Below are 15,642 nucleotides of genomic sequence, written 5' to 3'. Positions count from 1 at the left end.
TTTGGTTTGGATGGCACAATGGATATCCGCAAATTCGCAGGGAAAAGAGTCTTTCCGATGTTACGACGAACAAACGATCCAAATGGAAATACAATCAATGGACAAACAGTCGACATTCGATTCCCTGAGTATGTTTTGACGATTCCTAAGCGATAAAAATATCCCCTCACATTGAGGGGCAGTACATAAAATTTTATATATATTATCTTTAGTTATAAAAGTCATTTTGATTACAGTTGGTTTCTTTTGTTATTGTAAGAGCTATAAAAATAGTGGTATAATTTTTTTATTGACATGTACGAAGTAAAGGTGGGAATTAACACTTGAGAAAATACGGTTCCAAACAAGAATATGTGAAGAGACCAAAAAGTATTATTAATAATAGATTTCCTAGTGAATTAAAGAAAAAAATTCGCCCAAATCAATATTTTTACAGTAGAGTCAGGTGTCAAATTATCCCAAAGGTACAAGCTAAACAAAAGCTTACTATTGAAGAACAAATAGATTATATGAAATATAAGGGTATTACATTTAATGCCATAAAAGAATCTGAAGCAAAAAAAATATTATCTGAGACAAATTATTATTATAAAATTTCTGTAGTTAGAAAACTATTCAAAAAAAATTATAGTAACAAATACATGTTTTTAGATTTTTCTCATCTAGTCGATTTATCTTCTATTGATATGGGAATTAGATATTTTTTGCTACAAATGGTTTTAGATGTAGAACATTCAATTAAAGTCCAAATAATTAATGATCTTACTAATAATCCTAATGTGGATCCTTATCTTATTGTTAAGCAATTCAAAAATAGAAATAGTGGTTTCTATAAAAATACAATTGAACGATTTGAAAGAACAGCATATCGGAAAGATATGTATTCGAAACGAGGTAAGAACATTCCTTTTTGGGTATTGCTAGAAATAATGGACATGGGAGGGCTAATACTTTTTTTAAAATTTTATGGAGGAAAATTTAAAGTAACTTCTGATTTAAATACGACATCTGGGATTGCTTTGTATGCGAAAAATATTAGAAATTGTTGTGCTCATAGTGGATCATTTATTTATAATATTTATGATCCATTAACTCGAATTCCATCAAATCCAAGGATAATTACTTATGGAACTATAATGGGAATTGAAAGTAATGACGTAAGATTTAGAAAGATAAATGATTTAGTTTCTTTGTTTTATCTGCATAAAATTTTTTGTACAAACAAATTGAATGAAAGACGATTTAATGAAGGGCAAAATTTGCTAGAAAGATGCGAAAAAAATAGAATGTATTACTCTTCAAATGAACAGTTAAAGAAAGAAAGAAAAACTTTCATCAAATTACTTGATTATTTGAAAAAATAAATGTATGATTTAGACAAGATGAAACAACAGGTGATGCTGTTGGCTTACTGACCAGTGCTACTGATCAGGAGTTACTAGTGTAATACTCTTAATATTTTTATATTTCGAGTAGCCTTTTTCCCTATATGGGAAAAAGGTTTTTTTGTTAATCTCTATACTTTCCTGGATCAACGAAAGTATACTTTATATAGTCAGAATGCTTTTAGAATAAGCTAATACAGCTAAGATTGAAACATCTAATTATAACTGAAGTTCTTCTTAACTTGCTTATAAAAACTGCACCTTTTTCACTGATATTTTTTAATGAATCCTTACATCATATAGATCACCATAAAATATTACGTGAACTAATGTTCGATCTTAGTTGAGCGAATAACAAATAAAAAAGCTCTCTACCAAATAAGGTAGGAGCAGTTTCTTTGATTTGATTCAATTATATAAACTGTATTTTTAGATTTTTCGGTAATCTAATTGTTAGTTAAATCAAATGTGGCATCAAAATCTTTGTAATTATCATCGTCATAGTTGTCGGTGTCGTAGCTAGCAGACCATTTCAATCTGATATTTGCCACGTTGCTAACATTCTCTATTTTAGGCACCGAAAATGTCACAACTCCTTCTTTTGTTACACCGCTTAATATTTCTCCGCCAATACTATCACTTAAAAACATTTCAGCTTCTATTTGCTGACCTTCTATAACCAATGTAGATTGGTCAGGATAAGTATCAAAATCCATATCTGAATTGTTGGTAATTTCGAAATAGACTTGAATAGCATATTTATTTTTAAGCCCTTGAATTTCAATCTCATCATCGGATAATTCTACAATTACTACTTTATTGATATTCGTGGTCAAGCCTTTCCAATCTTCTGAAAAATTTGCAGAATATTCAGCACGCTCCACTACGGCGTTATTACTTTCAACGGTACTTCTTTCTGTTGTAATCTCATTATAAGATTCAATAGTTGACACCGTTTGAACGGTAGCAGATCCTTGGGTAACTGTTTTTTCATCTTTTGAACTTGAACAAGCCGACAAAAAAAATAAATTGATACCAACAAAAACACCTAAATAAACTTTTTTCATTTTCGTTAGAACTCCTTTTTTATTTATTACAGAAGTTATTATATCAGAAAAATTGGAACATCAAAATATATTTAGAATGATCATGCTTTTGGAAGGTAATTGATAATTATGAAAAATGAACTCCCCATATTTTTAAAATAAATAAGGAATAATGATGGATGCTAATGAATTAGAAAAAAGTAAAAGTTAGATAATTTTGGATGTTTTAAGTGTTATAAGAATTTATCAATATTCTATGGTAGGAGAAAAACTATTTAAACTTGAGTCATAACTTTAGTAAACAAATTACATTCGAGTTCAGTTAGATAGAGCAATAGGCGTCCAATAGGAGGTTCGAGTCCTACAGGGTACATAGTAAAAAACTCAGTCAATCATTCTTGGCTGAGATTTTTTATCAATTGTAGCAATTCGTCCAGATCCTCAATCTTTATTTATCGCATTATATAGAACGAGCAGATCTGTTATAAATTCCAAAGCACATGACTTGAACAATAAATAAAAACAATACTTCCGAATAGTCATTGTCAATGTGTGAAGAGTGTTAAATATAAGGAAGAGCAGGCATTATCCAAGTACCCATGATTGCAACGCCTAGTACTAATAGCGAAAATAGGATACAACATATTATGAATATGCTCCAATTCGATTGATCAACATCAAGTTTTTTCTGATGAATTATCCAACCGGTTATAAACATCGTGAAACTTAAAAAGTATAGAATAAAAATCACTTCAAATAATAATATAACAATATTTTACAACTTATGGTTAAATTATCTCAAATTTCATATAAAATTCTTAAATCTATCATATTATTTGAATGTATAAGAGGAGGTGCGTGCTATTGAGTATTCTAAAATCGGCAGTGAAATATAAAGTTGCAAAAAAAGCTACAGATAAAGTAATGGGTGACGGTTTGTTATCAAGCGTTGTTGCTGCAAAAGCAGTGAAGAAAAGTAATCAGCGTAGTAAGCAAAGAACAAAAAAATAAAAACACTAGAAGTCGTGTCCTTAGTTAGACAGGGAATTTTTGTTTTTTAATCGATTGTAGTAACTCGCTCAAATCTTCAATCGGCACCTAACCATTATAAGAGAACAAGCGACAAAAAAAACACATGACTTGAAAAATAAATAAAATCATAGTAATCTAAAAGTGTCCTTGAAACCATTGATTAGGATATTATCATTTGCCCACTTTTCGGAGTGGGTCTTTTTTATGTTTCATAATCTAGCAAAACGCTTGCATTATCATTAGGTTAACCTTAAACTAGCTGTAGGCGTGATTATGAAAAGAGAGTATCGATAGCTAGAACTTTTGGGGAAGTCTATAGCGTGCATATCGATACTCTCTTTACTAATTATAACATACGTAATTTAGACAACAAAGGAATTATACAATTCTAACCATACGTTTTTTTTAATTGCCTACTCTGCGGAGTGGGTCTTTTTACTATAATAATATAGTTAGTTTTACAGAATATATAATGTCAATTTGACTATACGTATATTTTGGATTAGCTTTCTCACTCATAGTTGTCAACGGAAATTGACCATTCATTTAAAGAAAAAATAGTAGATAAATGATTGGAAGTGAAAAAATTAGATTTAATAGGAGTAAAAATATTGAATCTGATTTCAAGTTATTTTGTTTAATATTTATTAAGAGCATAACAACTGGAAGCGTGATTGTAAGAACAATTAGAACCAAATATATTTGATTGGCTGAAAAAAATAAAAGTTTAGCAGCATATACTGATAAGATATGATAAAAGTTATAAACATGTATTGGCATTGACGGTTCCAATATTCCTACATTAAAAACTAGAAAATCAGCTAGATTGAAAAAAGAAAACAGTGTACCTAATCCGCTGATAAAAAATAAGATGATCGGTGTAGACGAAGTATTTAATCGATTAGTGTTCAATACAATAACCTCCTAATTTTCTTTATAAAAGTTTAGAGCTAATGAATCATTTCGGATAACAAAAAAACTAAATTTAGCGAAACTATTTAAAACAAAAAAATTTCATAAAAAGTTCATATTTTGTAAAGAGATGAATTTGTTTACTTCTGCAAAGTGCTAAATAGAAATATTCTTAATTATTTAAACATATCTATGGATGTTTAAAAAGTAATGTGACAGTAATGTAAGCGTTTCTTATTAATGGTTTAAGCAAATAGGCATCGTTTAATTTATTCTTTTTTATACACTCTAAGTGTACCCAAAAAAAATAATAGGAGTGGTCAATATGAAGAAATTTTTATTAGCATGTTTAGGAATTTTAGCGACAGTTAGTTTTGCAGCGTGTGGTCCTAAAGTGTCAGAAAAGCCAAAGAGCCATTCGCCAAAGCAATCACAACAGATCCCAAGAAAAAAACAAAGTAGTGACACAAATGGTACTAAGAAAAAAGAAAAATCTAATAACAAGAGAAATGAACAGGAGAATAAACAGTCAAGTGATAGTAAAGAAAAGAAGAGCCAAAAAGTAAAACCAAAAAATGAAAGCAATTCTCAAAATAGAAAAAAATCAAATATTACGAACAAAGAATCAAATCATAATAATCTAGCAAATGTAAGCTAGATTAGCCTGCGATGATCTAGTAACCCAGCATTGCCAAAAAAAAGAACATCGATAACTGAGTATTTTTGTTATCGATGTTCTTTTAGCGAGATTAATGACTTGAACTTGCTGTTATTGTTACATAATTAGAAATTAAGTAAAGACAATCCTTTTTTGTAATATTGAGCCATTTCTTCTTCTGGAACCATATTACCACCCGTTCCCCAAATTATGTGTGTGCCAGACTTTATCCAAGTTTTTTTCAATGCGAATGCTCGATTTATATTCACAAATGATGCAATCCCAGCAGCGGATGAAGGTTCCACATAGATGTTTTCACTATCCGCAAGCAATGTTAGATATTGATATAATCTTTCATCTTGAACAGTAGAAGTAGCATATAAAATCGGTTCTATGATCTTGCCGACTAAATGTGAGGGGCGCCCGACGGCTAATCCATCAGCAGCTGTCTTACCATCGATTGCAATATCTTGCACTGAAATTTTGTCGTGTAATCCTGTGTACAGGCCAAGTAACATTGACGGAGCGTGAGTAGGTTCTACAAAAAATATTTTTACAGCATCACCAAAAATGCAGGACAATCCAAAGGCAATTCCACCTGGACTACCACCTACACCACAAGGAAGATGGACATATAGAGGATGATCTTCAGATACTTCAATATTTTTTTCTTTTAATTGAGTTTGTAGTCTCAGTGCAGCTACAGAGTATCCTAGAAATAAATCTTTTGAAGCTTCATCATCGATGAAATAACTGTGGAATTTGTTTACTGTTTCTGCTCGCCCTAAAGCTACAGCTTTGCTAAAATCACCTTCGTACTCTTTGACAACAACGCCTATTTCTCTCAACAAACGCTTTTTCCAGCTTTTTGCTTCATTAGACATGTGGACAGTCGTCTGAAACCCTAACTTTGCTCCCATGATTCCGACACTAAGACCTAAATTCCCTGTAGAACCCACAGCGATTGAATAATTAGAAAAAATATTTTTGAATTCATCATTTGCTAGAATAGCATAATTACTATCAATTGTTAGTTTTCCAGAATCCAGCGCAACTTTTTCAGCAAACGTCAAAACTTCATAGATTCCACCTCTGGCTTTAATTGAACCAGATACAGGGAGATTATTGTCACATTTAAAATATAGTTTACTGTTTGTTTCGAAATGTTCTTTTTCTTTTATTTTATCCAACATGTTAGGAATCTCAACTAATTCTGACTCGATGATACCACCAGTAGCTTTAGTCTCAGGAAAAACTTTAGCAATGTATGGAGCAAACCTTTGTAGCCTTTTAGAAGCGTCTATCACATCATTTATGGTAAAACATGAAGTTTTTCTTTCTCCAAAATTTGGATTTATCCAGCAAACTTCTTGATATGATTGCAATGCTATTAATAAACGATCTGTTTTATTAGTCATTTTGGAACCCTCTTTCTATTTCTTAATTTGTGCTAACAATGGAAGAATTACTGATTCATCCCCCATGCAACGAAGAAATAAAAGAGTGTAGGGAGAGAAAAAAGTAAATTTATTCCTAAAATCCAAATGGAAATCAATTTATTATTATTAGTGAAGATATTGAAAAATAATCCAATAATTGAAAAAATGATAAATAACGAGAGAGATGATAAATAAAGATTGTCGGAAGAAATGTGAAGGATAGATGAAGTAGCAGAAGCAAATTTTTCAAAAAATCCAAACAGAGGGATGTTCGGATCTGCAACACCCATATGAAAGATATAGATACAAGTGATGTGCAATACCGATATAGCTGTGCCAAGAGCACCGATTACTAATAAAGAGATTGCTTTTAAAGGATTAGCAGATTTGAGTATTGGCATATAAATACCTCCTAATTTTGATACATTTAATTATCTATAAAAAATTTTTTTCTAACCATTTTTTTGTCCGATTTATTCATTACATTTTCGTAAGGAATTAAAAGATAAAGAGGTATGTATGATTGGAAAGCTTCATTTGAGAGTCACTAGAATTGTTATAGCTTAAGACAATTTACTTATTTCGAAGGTCTTAGTTTTCAATGAGATAGCTACTTTTCAGAGTGATTGTCTTTTAAAAAATAGATACAACCACTGAAAACCAAAACCGTTGAATAATAATTAAAATGATAGTAATCTTATTGTATCACCTAACAACATTGCTTTTTCACAACCCGCTCTTTGGAGCGGATTACATAAACGAACATATTATTTGAATCTAAATTTAAATAGATAGTAAAATGTAAGTATCCACATTCAGAACATTCTTTATCCTAAGGTAGCCCGCTCTTTTCGAGCGGGTGTTTTTGTTGGACTAAAACAGCCACCAATGTTTCTTGACTACAGCAAAGGCATGTAGTCATAGTGACTTAAAATGAAATCAATAACATTATTTTTGCCACAAATTTGCCACAAAAAAATATAAAAGCAAGTAAATTCAGGGGAACGTATTTTCTGTTTTGGCATAAAAAATACTGTTAAATAGGGACTTTTATTAAATTGAAATCAATTGACACTACCTATATATATTTAGTTATGAGATGGAAGGCAGTGTTGGATAAACCTGTTATAGGAGCTAGAACCCTTGATATATAAGGATTCTAGCTTTTTTATTTTACCTTCTTAGTAGAAATGACCAGCTTTTGACCAGCTTTCTTACTGATGAGCCCTCATATCAGCAAACTCTTGACCAGTTTTCTTAGGTGCGTTGTTTGTAATGTGTGCATAGATGTCTAATGTCACTTTACTATTTTCATGCCCTAATCGTTGTTGAACTACCTTAACAGATTCTCCAGCTTCTAATAGCAAACTAGCATGGGTATGTCTGAACCCATGAGGCGTAATACGAGGTAAGTTATACTTTTTCAAAATATATCTTAACCAATCATTCACAGTGTTTGGAATGTATAGCGTGTTTTTAAGTGTTGTAAAAACATATTGCTCTTCTGAGCTCGTATTATAGCCTAGTTTAAGATATTCAGTTCTTTGTTGCATCTTCCAGTCATTTAAGATTGCTAAAGTCCCTTTATCAAGAGAAATCGTTCTTCTTGAGGCTTTGGTTTTAGGCGTTTGGATTATGATATTCTTATGTTCATCAATCGCAACTGTTTTGTTAACATGCAGTTCCTTATTAAACATATCAATATCTTTCCACTGTAATGCAAGAACTTCGCTTTTTCTCATCCCAGTATATGCTAGTAATCTGAAGAAAGCATATTGCTTAGTGTTTCCAAAGTCCTTGAATGCATTTAGCAAGGTATTCAATTCATCCTTAGTATAGAACTTTCGTTTTTCCTCATACTCTTTATGCTTAGGACGCATTGTTTTTCTCATAGGGTTACTATCAATATATTCCATAGAAACGCCATAGGCTAAAATTTGACCAGTCTGTTTTCGAATAGAATCCCACATCTTATATTTTGCATGCCATTTGCTTAAGACTTTCTGGCAGTATGGGACAGAAATATCCGTTAACTTCAACTTACCAAACTCAGGTAGTATTTGATTTTTAGCAAACCTAACAGATATAGCTACTGTCGAAGGCTTAACACTTGATCGTTGATGGGTTATCCATTCTTCATACAAGTCCTCGAAAGTCATATCAGAAGCTTTCTTCTTGACCCCGTACTTTATCTCGTATGCTAGTTCATCAAGTGATTTTTTTGCATCTTGCCTAGTTTTAAAGCCTCTACGTGTGGTATTTACTTTTTCTCCAGTTCGTGGATCAGTGGCTACATGTCCTTTGAACATCCATGCTACTTGACCGTTATTCTTTTTGTACTTTGATATTTTTGCCATTTTCTTTCCTCCTAGATATCGGTCAATAGATATAGTCTATTGGGAGCAATAGTAGGAGTAAATCTAAATTTTAGTTTCTGTTTATTTTAAGATGTTATGCTTAGTATCGCTCCATCTTATACACCTCCGTTATTTTAGATTGCTGTACTGGTTGTTAATGATATTTAGTTCATGTCTAAAATGAGTAATGGCATTAGATATTGCAATTAGCCCATCGTCAGAAAACTTATTTGATTCAGAAGAATTATCCCTAACTTGATCTGGTAGCCATTCAGTTTCAATTAAGTTTAAATTTTCTAAAATTGAAAAGGTAAGATAAGAAATATCTCCTTCTGTGTAGTTTGTGACAACATCAGTAAAAATATCGCTAATCTTTTTAGTATCATAGTGTGTTAGTTTTTTTTTACGGCAAATTTCCAGTGTCTTATAAAAGATATCTTTTTTCTTTTCTATATCTAAATTTTTAAATAGACTAGCTGTTACAGGTCTATTTGAAAATTTTAGGTAATCATAGAGTGATAAATCTGTAGAACTAAATTCATTTTGAATTAATGTATCACCATTTAGAATCAATCCTGAAAGGTAGCTGTCAAATGATCCAAACAAGAGTTCCTCAATACTAATATTCCCTATTTTGGCTATTTTTTTTAAACTTTCATCATTAGGACAAAATTTACCTATTTCCCAATCGTAAACAGTTTTTCTGTCCATACTCTTATTTTTAGAGACAAGTATACCAAAGTCTACTTGAGTCAATTTTAATTCTTTACGAATTTTTTTAATTCTCTGACCTCGGTGTTTGTCTCTGTCACTGGAAGTTAGAGGAAGTGAGTTAGTCATATTATCATCTCCTTGTAAATAGTATACAATATAACAGGGTGTTTGTCAATACCCTGTTTTTCACTTTTGAAAAATAGCATAATGGATACTAGTATTTCAAAATGATTTAATTTAAATAGAAATCAATTAAAACAGGGTGTTTACAAACGCCCTGTTTTATGTTATAGTAATCATGTAATATATAAAGAAGCTTACAGCACAGACTTTCAATGCTTCTTGTCTAATTAAAGTTTTTTTACTTTATTTTGATGAGAGGGGGAGTCTGTGCTTTTTTTGTGATTTTAAAAAGAGAGATACAGAAAACTAATGAAAGGATGGAATTTATGTTAACAGAAGACATAACAATTGATAGTGTCATTACTAAGACAGTTCAACAAGTGTTGGAAGGAGAGATTGAAAAGTTAAAAGAGGATATTTATTTTTTACTGAACACTAGTAATAAGTATTCTGAATATATGAAGTTGAAGGATGCATCTAAATATTTAGATGTTTCTTTAAACACATTGAAAAGATATATTTCTGAGTATGATCTAGCTATTACTAAAATTGATGGTGTTCAAAGAATTTCTAAATCTGACCTAGATGCTTTTATGTTAAGTCATAGAAATTAGCTTTAAGGTACTTTTTAAAAAAGAACACAAGGGTAGCTATTCAAGGGGCACGCCCCTTAAAAAACCTGTAAAAAGCTGAGAAAACCACTCAGCTTTCAATTCTAACTTCTATTTCAGTACCAATTTAAAGAAACTCAAAAATAATCAAATATACAAAGAATTTTGATTTAGATTAAAAGATTAGTAGTTAAGTATACTGAGAAAATTTCAGAAGAGATTAAGATGAAGGAACATTCCGAAGAGTGTTTTATAACTATATAATGCCCAATAAAAATACAAACTTGGACAATTAAGGAGAAGATTATGAATAAAATTGAAAATAATGAGAAATTACTAGATAGAAAAGTATCACCAATGGAAAAACATGTAAGAGATTTACAAATTGTATGGGTTCACTTTTTTAAGTTAATTAAGCCATATATTCAAACTTATGTTTATGAAGCGCATTATTCTACGTCTGTACCTCTTAACATGCCTAAATATAAAGATACATACGATATGTATGTAGCCTCTTTATGGACGGAATATTGTAGAAGAGCGAAGCTACTGGAAAAAGACAATAAAGATATTTGGGAATTTCATCTATTATTACAGGGAGAATCTGAAGAGTCAATGAAGTTGAAATATAATATGTTGAAAAATTCAGAGAGAAATTTAAAAAGAGAACTAATGCTTGGGAATGGATATAGAAGAAAGTCTAGTGAACAGTTAGCCAAAGAAAAAAAGGAGAAGCTTGACTATTATAGAGTGATGAGTCCAACTCACAATGGAATGGGTGTAGACATTTTTTCTCATGAAGATATATTTGCCAATGAATATGAACTTAAATTGAAATTAAGTTCAAGAGATATATTGAGCGTAGAAAATAGCTATAATAATGTAACTGATTATATGAAAGAGATAGAAACCGTTGAATTACTAGAAGAGTTGATAGAATCAGAAATTCTGAAAACAAGGGAAAAACAGCTTATATTGGATTTGGTATTACTTGACGAAGACAGTATATGCGAGAAACATAAAATTTCTAAGGAAACCTTCAAAAAAAGAGTATATAGGTTGGAAATCAAAGTAAAAGACATTCTTCAACAAATGAAGGAGAAAAATATATAACTTATTAATTGATTTTTTTGGAAAATAACATTGGAGATGAGTCAATCTAGTTTTAAAGTCTAAAGATCACCCTTTTTAACTAGCTGGGTGATCTTTAAACTCGTTTCGTTCCATTTCTTGCCTTTTTAATAACCTCATATAGTCTAAGGTTTTAACTTTATCCTCGGGTGATAAGGAGCGATACAAAGCGTTGAAATCGTCATCTGCTATTTCTGTTTGCCTATCAATAAAATGGCTTAAAGGGACTCCCAGAGCCTTTGAAAGTGCTTGTAAATTTTCAGTTCGAGGCTCAGTAACTTCATTTTCCCAACGAGCAATAGCTTGCTGAGAGGCATGGATTTTCTGAGCAAGTTGTTTTTGAGTCCAACCTAATTTTTTTCTGTTTTCTCGTATGGTTTTAGCATATTGTTTCATTTAATCTATCCCTCCGACACTTATACTATACAACAAACTGTTGTTTATTCCTGTTAAAAATAGTGTTTAATCACATATAATTGTTGAATTACTACAAATTGATGTATATAATGTTTGTGAGGAGGAAGAAGATTATGAAAGAGAAAAGAAGACTTAGTTTGTATAGAGAAGCAAAAGGGTATTCTCAAATTGAAATAGCTGAGAAGATGTCTGTCACTCAGCAGTCAATTAGCTCATGGGAAACTGGTAGGACAGTACCTAAACCTTACCAAATGAAGCTATTATCGCAAGTGTTAGAAGTTGATATGGATGAGCTCTTTTATGATATTTTTAGTATAAATAGGGAGGAAAAAACAAATGTATTGTAGAAATTGTGGAAGTCAAATGGAGGAATCAGCAAAGTTTTGCCCATCTTGTGGCACATCTCAGGAAAATAAGGAGTTATACTCAGAACAAATAAGCCCTAAGATAGAAAAATCTCTTAGTGAAGTTAAAGACCAGATTAGTAAGGGAAAGCGGAGTGGAAATCTGTATAAGATTACTGGGTGGATTTCAGTTGTCATCTCACTCCTATTTATTCCTGTATTATTTGGTGCTATTGGAGTTATTATGGGATATTTGTATAGAGAGCATGATGAAAAGCATGGGACTATTTTAATGATTGCAGGTGTAGCAGGTGGTATTCTCGGAACACTTCTGGGCTTATCATCTGGATACTGAGGAGGTCAAGAGATGATAAAAATATTAGGTGGGATAGGTTTTATTTTTTTCGCAATTGCAATAAGAAAGCTTCTCAAAACGCATCATCATCCCAAAGATAGAAGAAAAATACTGATAGTGGGGAGCTTGCTATTATTAGGTTGTTTTTCAATGTTATTTAGTTCGGAGGGGCTATCAGAAAAAGAATACGTACAAGAAGTTGTGAACATAGTCGTTGATAGTGACGTGAAAATCAAGCAGACAGATGTCTATTCTGATGAAGATATGCAGGATACAGCAGACTATTTAGGTAAGCAAATGAAAAAATTGAAAAACATCAAACCTCCAAGTGCTTTACCTCAAGAGATTAAGGATTCTCATGAAACTCTTTATGAAGGCATAGATAAAATAAGAACAGGGATATTGGAACAAGATATCGAAAAAATTCAAGCAGGGCAAACGATTGTATCAATGTCAACTGTGCTTTACAATGATTATATAGAAAAAAATCAAGATAAATTTGATAGGGAGTAACAGAATGAAAAAAGTATTGGTGTTATTAGCTCTACTACCCACTATTTTGATGGCGTCCTGTCAAAATAAAAAAGAACTACCTAGCTCATCTACCTTTAGTGAAACATCTAACAGTCTTAGTTCTGTAAAAGAGAGCTCTGTCAGTAATTCTTCAACAGAAGATAAGATAGTTGATGAAATGTTATGGAATGCTGATAAGGATAAAAAACTTAATGACTTTATGAATACTTGGGGACAAACCATGAATCAGACGTATAAACAATACAGTCTGAATAATAATGTTGATTTATATGGTTTACAACTCCCTGACTCGGTTCTGAATACCAATAAGTGGCAAGCAGTTATTGGTAACACGCCAATAGTTTTAAACTGGTCAGAAAGTGGCGAGGAAGAATCAGGTTACTCTTTAGTAGCTGTTTATTCGGATGCAGAGGCACAAGATCGTTTATCGAAGCATGTTTATTTCTTTACCATTAATTCAGGAGTACCTAAAGTGTTAATAACTAGTCAGAATCAAGGGAATCCGAATAATTACTTATACTTTAAAGAAACAGATAATAAAGAGCTTAGAGATGGTTTTAGTAATATTGTGAATAGTAGTGTAGCTTTTGATGATGTGAAATCAAATTTTACCAAAGATGAGCAACTCAGCTACTTTATCAGTAACTATGGTCAATTGCCTTATAAAGGTTATCTAACGACCGAAAATGATGGCAATGGTACAAGGATTACTTATTATGTTGATGAGTCTATTCCAAATGAAAAGCAAGCTATATCAGAAGCAATTGAACATCTGAAAGCAATTAGCCTATCTGTTCAGCAAGAGGTGGGAGAAGGGATTACAGTAAGCTTAAAAGAGCCGCTGGAAACTGAGTACACTCTTACTCTAATTGATGGACAACCAACCCAAGCTAATCATATCTTTGGCAGAATCATACAAGGAATTGAATAGGATAGAGAACCCCACCCCGTTGTTTTGTGACCGTACTAAGGGTACCCTTTAAATGAGCTAAAGTGCTCACTTGGGGTACTCTTTTTTTGACTTTTGCAAAAGGTTAATAAGTTTTGATACATGAAACGAAATGAAATAAAGCTTTATAAACATTGATATACAAGGGTTTCTATATTTCATATGTAAATGAAACGAAAAATAATTTTTGGCTGAAAATCCTTAAAAAGTACTACATAGTTGTGGGAGTTATTGCAGATGAAACAGACCTACAAATATCTCAGGTATATCTGCAAGCAAAAGTTGTAAACGCCTACTAAAAGTGTTTGTTATAAAAAAGTTTGGATAGTATAATAGTAATTAGCAAATAAATTTTAGATATGAGGACTTTTATGGAAAGCATAAGTGAGAGTATAAAAAATTTTGATTATATTAAGACAGATGAATATTGGAATTTCGGTGAAAAAGATGAGGACAAAATGCATAGAATACATACGTATCCAGCAAAATTTCCTTCATTTATTACTATCAAGGCATTAGAATATGCCAGAGAAAAAAAAGTTAATGTAGCAACAGTGGGAGATATTTTTTGCGGTTGTGGTACTGTTGCATATGAAGTTGCAAAGCAAGGATATGATTTTTGGGGATGTGATGTCAATCCCGTTGCATCGTTAATTGCTAGAGTTAAAAGTAAGCGACTTGAACCTCAAAAATTAACAGACTATTTTGAAAAAATAATAGGATTGTATACTGGTTTTAAAATGTGCATTCCTATTGAGTATAAAAAGGTGAATAGTCGAATATTATATTGGTTTGAAGAAGAAAGAATAGAAGAATTAGAAAGATTACTCTATTTTATTGAAAGTGTTTGTGGGAAAGATGAGGATTACAAGGAGTTTTTCCTATGTGCTTTTTCTAATATATTAAAATCAACATCTAGATGGTTAACTAAGTCAATCAAACCGACTGTAGATTCTAAAAAAATAACTAAGTCAGCTTTATATTATTTCAAAAGGCAGTATAAAAAAATGTATATCTCAAATTTAGAATCCAGAATAACTGGAAATACTGTTGTTGATATAAAGGTAGTAGATTCTTTAAAAATACAAGATAGAGAAAAAATCGATCTATTAGTCACAAGTCCTCCATATGTAACATCCTATGAATATGCAGATCTTCATCAGCTTTCTTTACTTTGGTTGGGCTTTACTGACGATTATCGAGAATTTAGAAAAGATACTATAGGTAGTGTTTTTGAAAAAGAGATTGATACAAAATTAAAATTGAATAAAATTGGAGAAGAAGTTCTTAAACAATTAAATGATAACAAAGAATCTAAATCACGTTCAAAAGCTGTGAGAAAATACTATTTGGATATGGAAAAAATAGTATTAAACTCTTATAGACTTCTAAATGATGGAGGCATGGCATTATTTGTTATTGGAAATACAGAATATAAAAATGTCAGAATTAAAAATGCTGAACATTTAGCGCTTGCGATGATCGAGAACGGATTTAGTAATGTTGAGGTGGCCAAAAGAAAAATATCAAATAAAATCCTAACTCCTTATAGGAATAGTCAAGGAAAATTTAGTAAAGAAAAGACAGGCAAAAAAATATACTCAGAAGAGTTTATCGTTGTAGGGAGGAAATAAT

General features: G+C 31.4%; 16 protein-coding genes. 10 read left to right on the top strand and 6 right to left on the bottom strand.

Features of this window, described 5'->3' with window-relative positions:
• Positions 1 to 323: 323 nt before the first annotated feature.
• Complete coding sequence (locus tag ACH0AK_RS11270; protein ID WP_010734597.1) at positions 324 to 1,364, top strand: Abi family protein; 1,041 nt, start codon at positions 324 to 326, stop codon at positions 1,362 to 1,364.
• A gap of 467 nt (positions 1,365 to 1,831) precedes the next feature.
• On the opposite strand, the gene ACH0AK_RS11265 is transcribed toward ACH0AK_RS11270, so the two are convergent.
• On the bottom strand, positions 1,832 to 2,452 hold the full coding sequence (locus tag ACH0AK_RS11265; protein ID WP_010734598.1) for a hypothetical protein: 621 nt from the start codon (positions 2,450 to 2,452) through the stop codon (positions 1,832 to 1,834).
• A gap of 843 nt (positions 2,453 to 3,295) precedes the next feature.
• Here ACH0AK_RS11265 and ACH0AK_RS11260 point away from each other — a divergent pair.
• Positions 3,296 to 3,442 (top strand): hypothetical protein, encoded by a 147-nt coding sequence (locus ACH0AK_RS11260; protein WP_023520189.1) that lies wholly within the window; start codon positions 3,296 to 3,298, stop codon positions 3,440 to 3,442.
• A gap of 1,258 nt (positions 3,443 to 4,700) precedes the next feature.
• A complete protein-coding gene (locus ACH0AK_RS11255; RefSeq protein WP_284592137.1) occupies positions 4,701 to 5,033 on the top strand; it encodes a hypothetical protein in 333 nt (110 codons plus the stop codon).
• Between the two features lie 125 nt (positions 5,034 to 5,158).
• Here ACH0AK_RS11255 and dsdA read toward each other — a convergent pair whose 3' ends face one another.
• The 4 genes from dsdA to ACH0AK_RS11235 all read right to left on the bottom strand — a co-directional run bounded on the left by dsdA (position 5,159) and on the right by ACH0AK_RS11235 (position 9,669).
• The gene (dsdA, locus tag ACH0AK_RS11250) at positions 5,159 to 6,451 is read right to left on the bottom strand and encodes a D-serine ammonia-lyase (RefSeq protein WP_086335079.1); all 1,293 of its coding nucleotides are present in this window, start codon (positions 6,449 to 6,451) and stop codon (positions 5,159 to 5,161) included.
• Positions 6,452 to 6,498: 47 nt separating this feature from the next.
• Positions 6,499 to 6,873: a hypothetical protein gene (locus tag ACH0AK_RS11245; RefSeq protein WP_074799477.1), complete on the bottom strand. Its 375-nt coding sequence runs from the start codon at positions 6,871 to 6,873 to the stop codon at positions 6,499 to 6,501.
• 813 nt (positions 6,874 to 7,686) lie between these two features.
• The gene (locus ACH0AK_RS11240; RefSeq protein WP_499796906.1) at positions 7,687 to 8,829 is read right to left on the bottom strand and encodes a tyrosine-type recombinase/integrase; all 1,143 of its coding nucleotides are present in this window, start codon (positions 8,827 to 8,829) and stop codon (positions 7,687 to 7,689) included.
• Between the two features lie 129 nt (positions 8,830 to 8,958).
• The gene (locus ACH0AK_RS11235; protein ID WP_499796905.1) at positions 8,959 to 9,669 is read right to left on the bottom strand and encodes a helix-turn-helix transcriptional regulator; all 711 of its coding nucleotides are present in this window, start codon (positions 9,667 to 9,669) and stop codon (positions 8,959 to 8,961) included.
• Between the two features lie 323 nt (positions 9,670 to 9,992).
• Here ACH0AK_RS11235 and ACH0AK_RS11230 point away from each other — a divergent pair, with 323 nt between their 5' ends.
• Positions 9,993 to 10,280, top strand: a complete 288-nt coding sequence (locus ACH0AK_RS11230; RefSeq protein WP_499796904.1) for a helix-turn-helix domain-containing protein — start codon at positions 9,993 to 9,995, stop codon at positions 10,278 to 10,280.
• Between the two features lie 303 nt (positions 10,281 to 10,583).
• Entirely contained in the window at positions 10,584 to 11,390 is an 807-nt protein-coding gene (locus ACH0AK_RS11225; RefSeq protein WP_129235123.1) for a hypothetical protein, read from the top strand.
• 75 nt (positions 11,391 to 11,465) lie between these two features.
• Here the strand turns inward: ACH0AK_RS11225 and ACH0AK_RS11220 are convergent, their stop codons facing one another.
• Complete coding sequence (locus ACH0AK_RS11220) at positions 11,466 to 11,804, bottom strand: helix-turn-helix domain-containing protein (protein ID WP_129235122.1); 339 nt, start codon at positions 11,802 to 11,804, stop codon at positions 11,466 to 11,468.
• 134 nt (positions 11,805 to 11,938) lie between these two features.
• Here ACH0AK_RS11220 and ACH0AK_RS11215 point away from each other — a divergent pair, with 134 nt between their 5' ends.
• The 5 genes from ACH0AK_RS11215 to ACH0AK_RS11195 all read left to right on the top strand — a co-directional run bounded on the left by ACH0AK_RS11215 (position 11,939) and on the right by ACH0AK_RS11195 (position 15,641).
• On the top strand, positions 11,939 to 12,172 hold the full coding sequence (locus tag ACH0AK_RS11215; protein ID WP_129235120.1) for a helix-turn-helix transcriptional regulator: 234 nt from the start codon (positions 11,939 to 11,941) through the stop codon (positions 12,170 to 12,172).
• The gene (locus tag ACH0AK_RS11210) at positions 12,162 to 12,524 is read left to right on the top strand and encodes a zinc-ribbon domain-containing protein (RefSeq protein ID WP_129235118.1); all 363 of its coding nucleotides are present in this window, start codon (positions 12,162 to 12,164) and stop codon (positions 12,522 to 12,524) included. The genes ACH0AK_RS11215 and ACH0AK_RS11210 overlap by 11 nt, the downstream gene beginning before the upstream one ends.
• A 12-nt stretch (positions 12,525 to 12,536) precedes the next feature.
• Positions 12,537 to 13,037, top strand: coding sequence for a hypothetical protein (locus ACH0AK_RS11205; protein ID WP_129235116.1), 501 nt, complete (start codon positions 12,537 to 12,539; stop codon positions 13,035 to 13,037).
• 4 nt (positions 13,038 to 13,041) lie between these two features.
• On the top strand, positions 13,042 to 13,989 hold the full coding sequence (locus ACH0AK_RS11200) for a DUF4767 domain-containing protein (RefSeq protein ID WP_499796903.1): 948 nt from the start codon (positions 13,042 to 13,044) through the stop codon (positions 13,987 to 13,989).
• 389 nt (positions 13,990 to 14,378) lie between these two features.
• Positions 14,379 to 15,641 carry a methyltransferase gene (locus tag ACH0AK_RS11195; RefSeq protein WP_499796902.1) on the top strand — a complete coding sequence of 421 codons (1,263 nt, stop codon included), beginning with the start codon at positions 14,379 to 14,381 and terminating at the stop codon, positions 15,639 to 15,641.
• Position 15,642: the final 1 nt, after the last annotated feature.

It is taken from the genome of Enterococcus pernyi (genome assembly GCF_045371165.1).
GTDB lineage: Bacteria > Bacillota > Bacilli > Lactobacillales > Enterococcaceae > Enterococcus_B > Enterococcus_B pernyi.
Note: the sequence above shows the minus strand (reverse complement) of the source record. Positions and strands in the feature narration are given on the sequence as shown.

Excerpts from the sequence above, each read along its gene's own strand:
- ACH0AK_RS11200 (WP_499796903.1), top strand. The coding sequence starts at position 13,042 with ATGAAAAAAGTATTGGTGTTATTAGCTCTACTACCCACTATTTTGATG.
- ACH0AK_RS11215 (WP_129235120.1), top strand. The coding sequence starts at position 11,939 with ATGAAAGAGAAAAGAAGACTTAGTTTGTATAGAGAAGCAAAAGGGTAT.
- ACH0AK_RS11245 (WP_074799477.1), bottom strand. The coding sequence starts at position 6,873 with ATGCCAATACTCAAATCTGCTAATCCTTTAAAAGCAATCTCTTTATTA.
- ACH0AK_RS11195 (WP_499796902.1), top strand. The coding sequence starts at position 14,379 with ATGGAAAGCATAAGTGAGAGTATAAAAAATTTTGATTATATTAAGACA.
- ACH0AK_RS11205 (WP_129235116.1), top strand. The coding sequence starts at position 12,537 with ATGATAAAAATATTAGGTGGGATAGGTTTTATTTTTTTCGCAATTGCA.
- ACH0AK_RS11255 (WP_284592137.1), top strand. The coding sequence starts at position 4,701 with ATGAAGAAATTTTTATTAGCATGTTTAGGAATTTTAGCGACAGTTAGT.
- ACH0AK_RS11240 (WP_499796906.1), bottom strand. The coding sequence starts at position 8,829 with ATGGCAAAAATATCAAAGTACAAAAAGAATAACGGTCAAGTAGCATGG.
- dsdA (WP_086335079.1), bottom strand. The coding sequence starts at position 6,451 with ATGACTAATAAAACAGATCGTTTATTAATAGCATTGCAATCATATCAA.
- ACH0AK_RS11265 (WP_010734598.1), bottom strand. The coding sequence starts at position 2,452 with ATGAAAAAAGTTTATTTAGGTGTTTTTGTTGGTATCAATTTATTTTTT.
- ACH0AK_RS11225 (WP_129235123.1), top strand. The coding sequence starts at position 10,584 with ATGAATAAAATTGAAAATAATGAGAAATTACTAGATAGAAAAGTATCA.
- ACH0AK_RS11230 (WP_499796904.1), top strand. The coding sequence starts at position 9,993 with ATGTTAACAGAAGACATAACAATTGATAGTGTCATTACTAAGACAGTT.
- ACH0AK_RS11220 (WP_129235122.1), bottom strand. The coding sequence starts at position 11,804 with ATGAAACAATATGCTAAAACCATACGAGAAAACAGAAAAAAATTAGGT.
- ACH0AK_RS11210 (WP_129235118.1), top strand. The coding sequence starts at position 12,162 with ATGTATTGTAGAAATTGTGGAAGTCAAATGGAGGAATCAGCAAAGTTT.
- ACH0AK_RS11235 (WP_499796905.1), bottom strand. The coding sequence starts at position 9,669 with ATGACTAACTCACTTCCTCTAACTTCCAGTGACAGAGACAAACACCGA.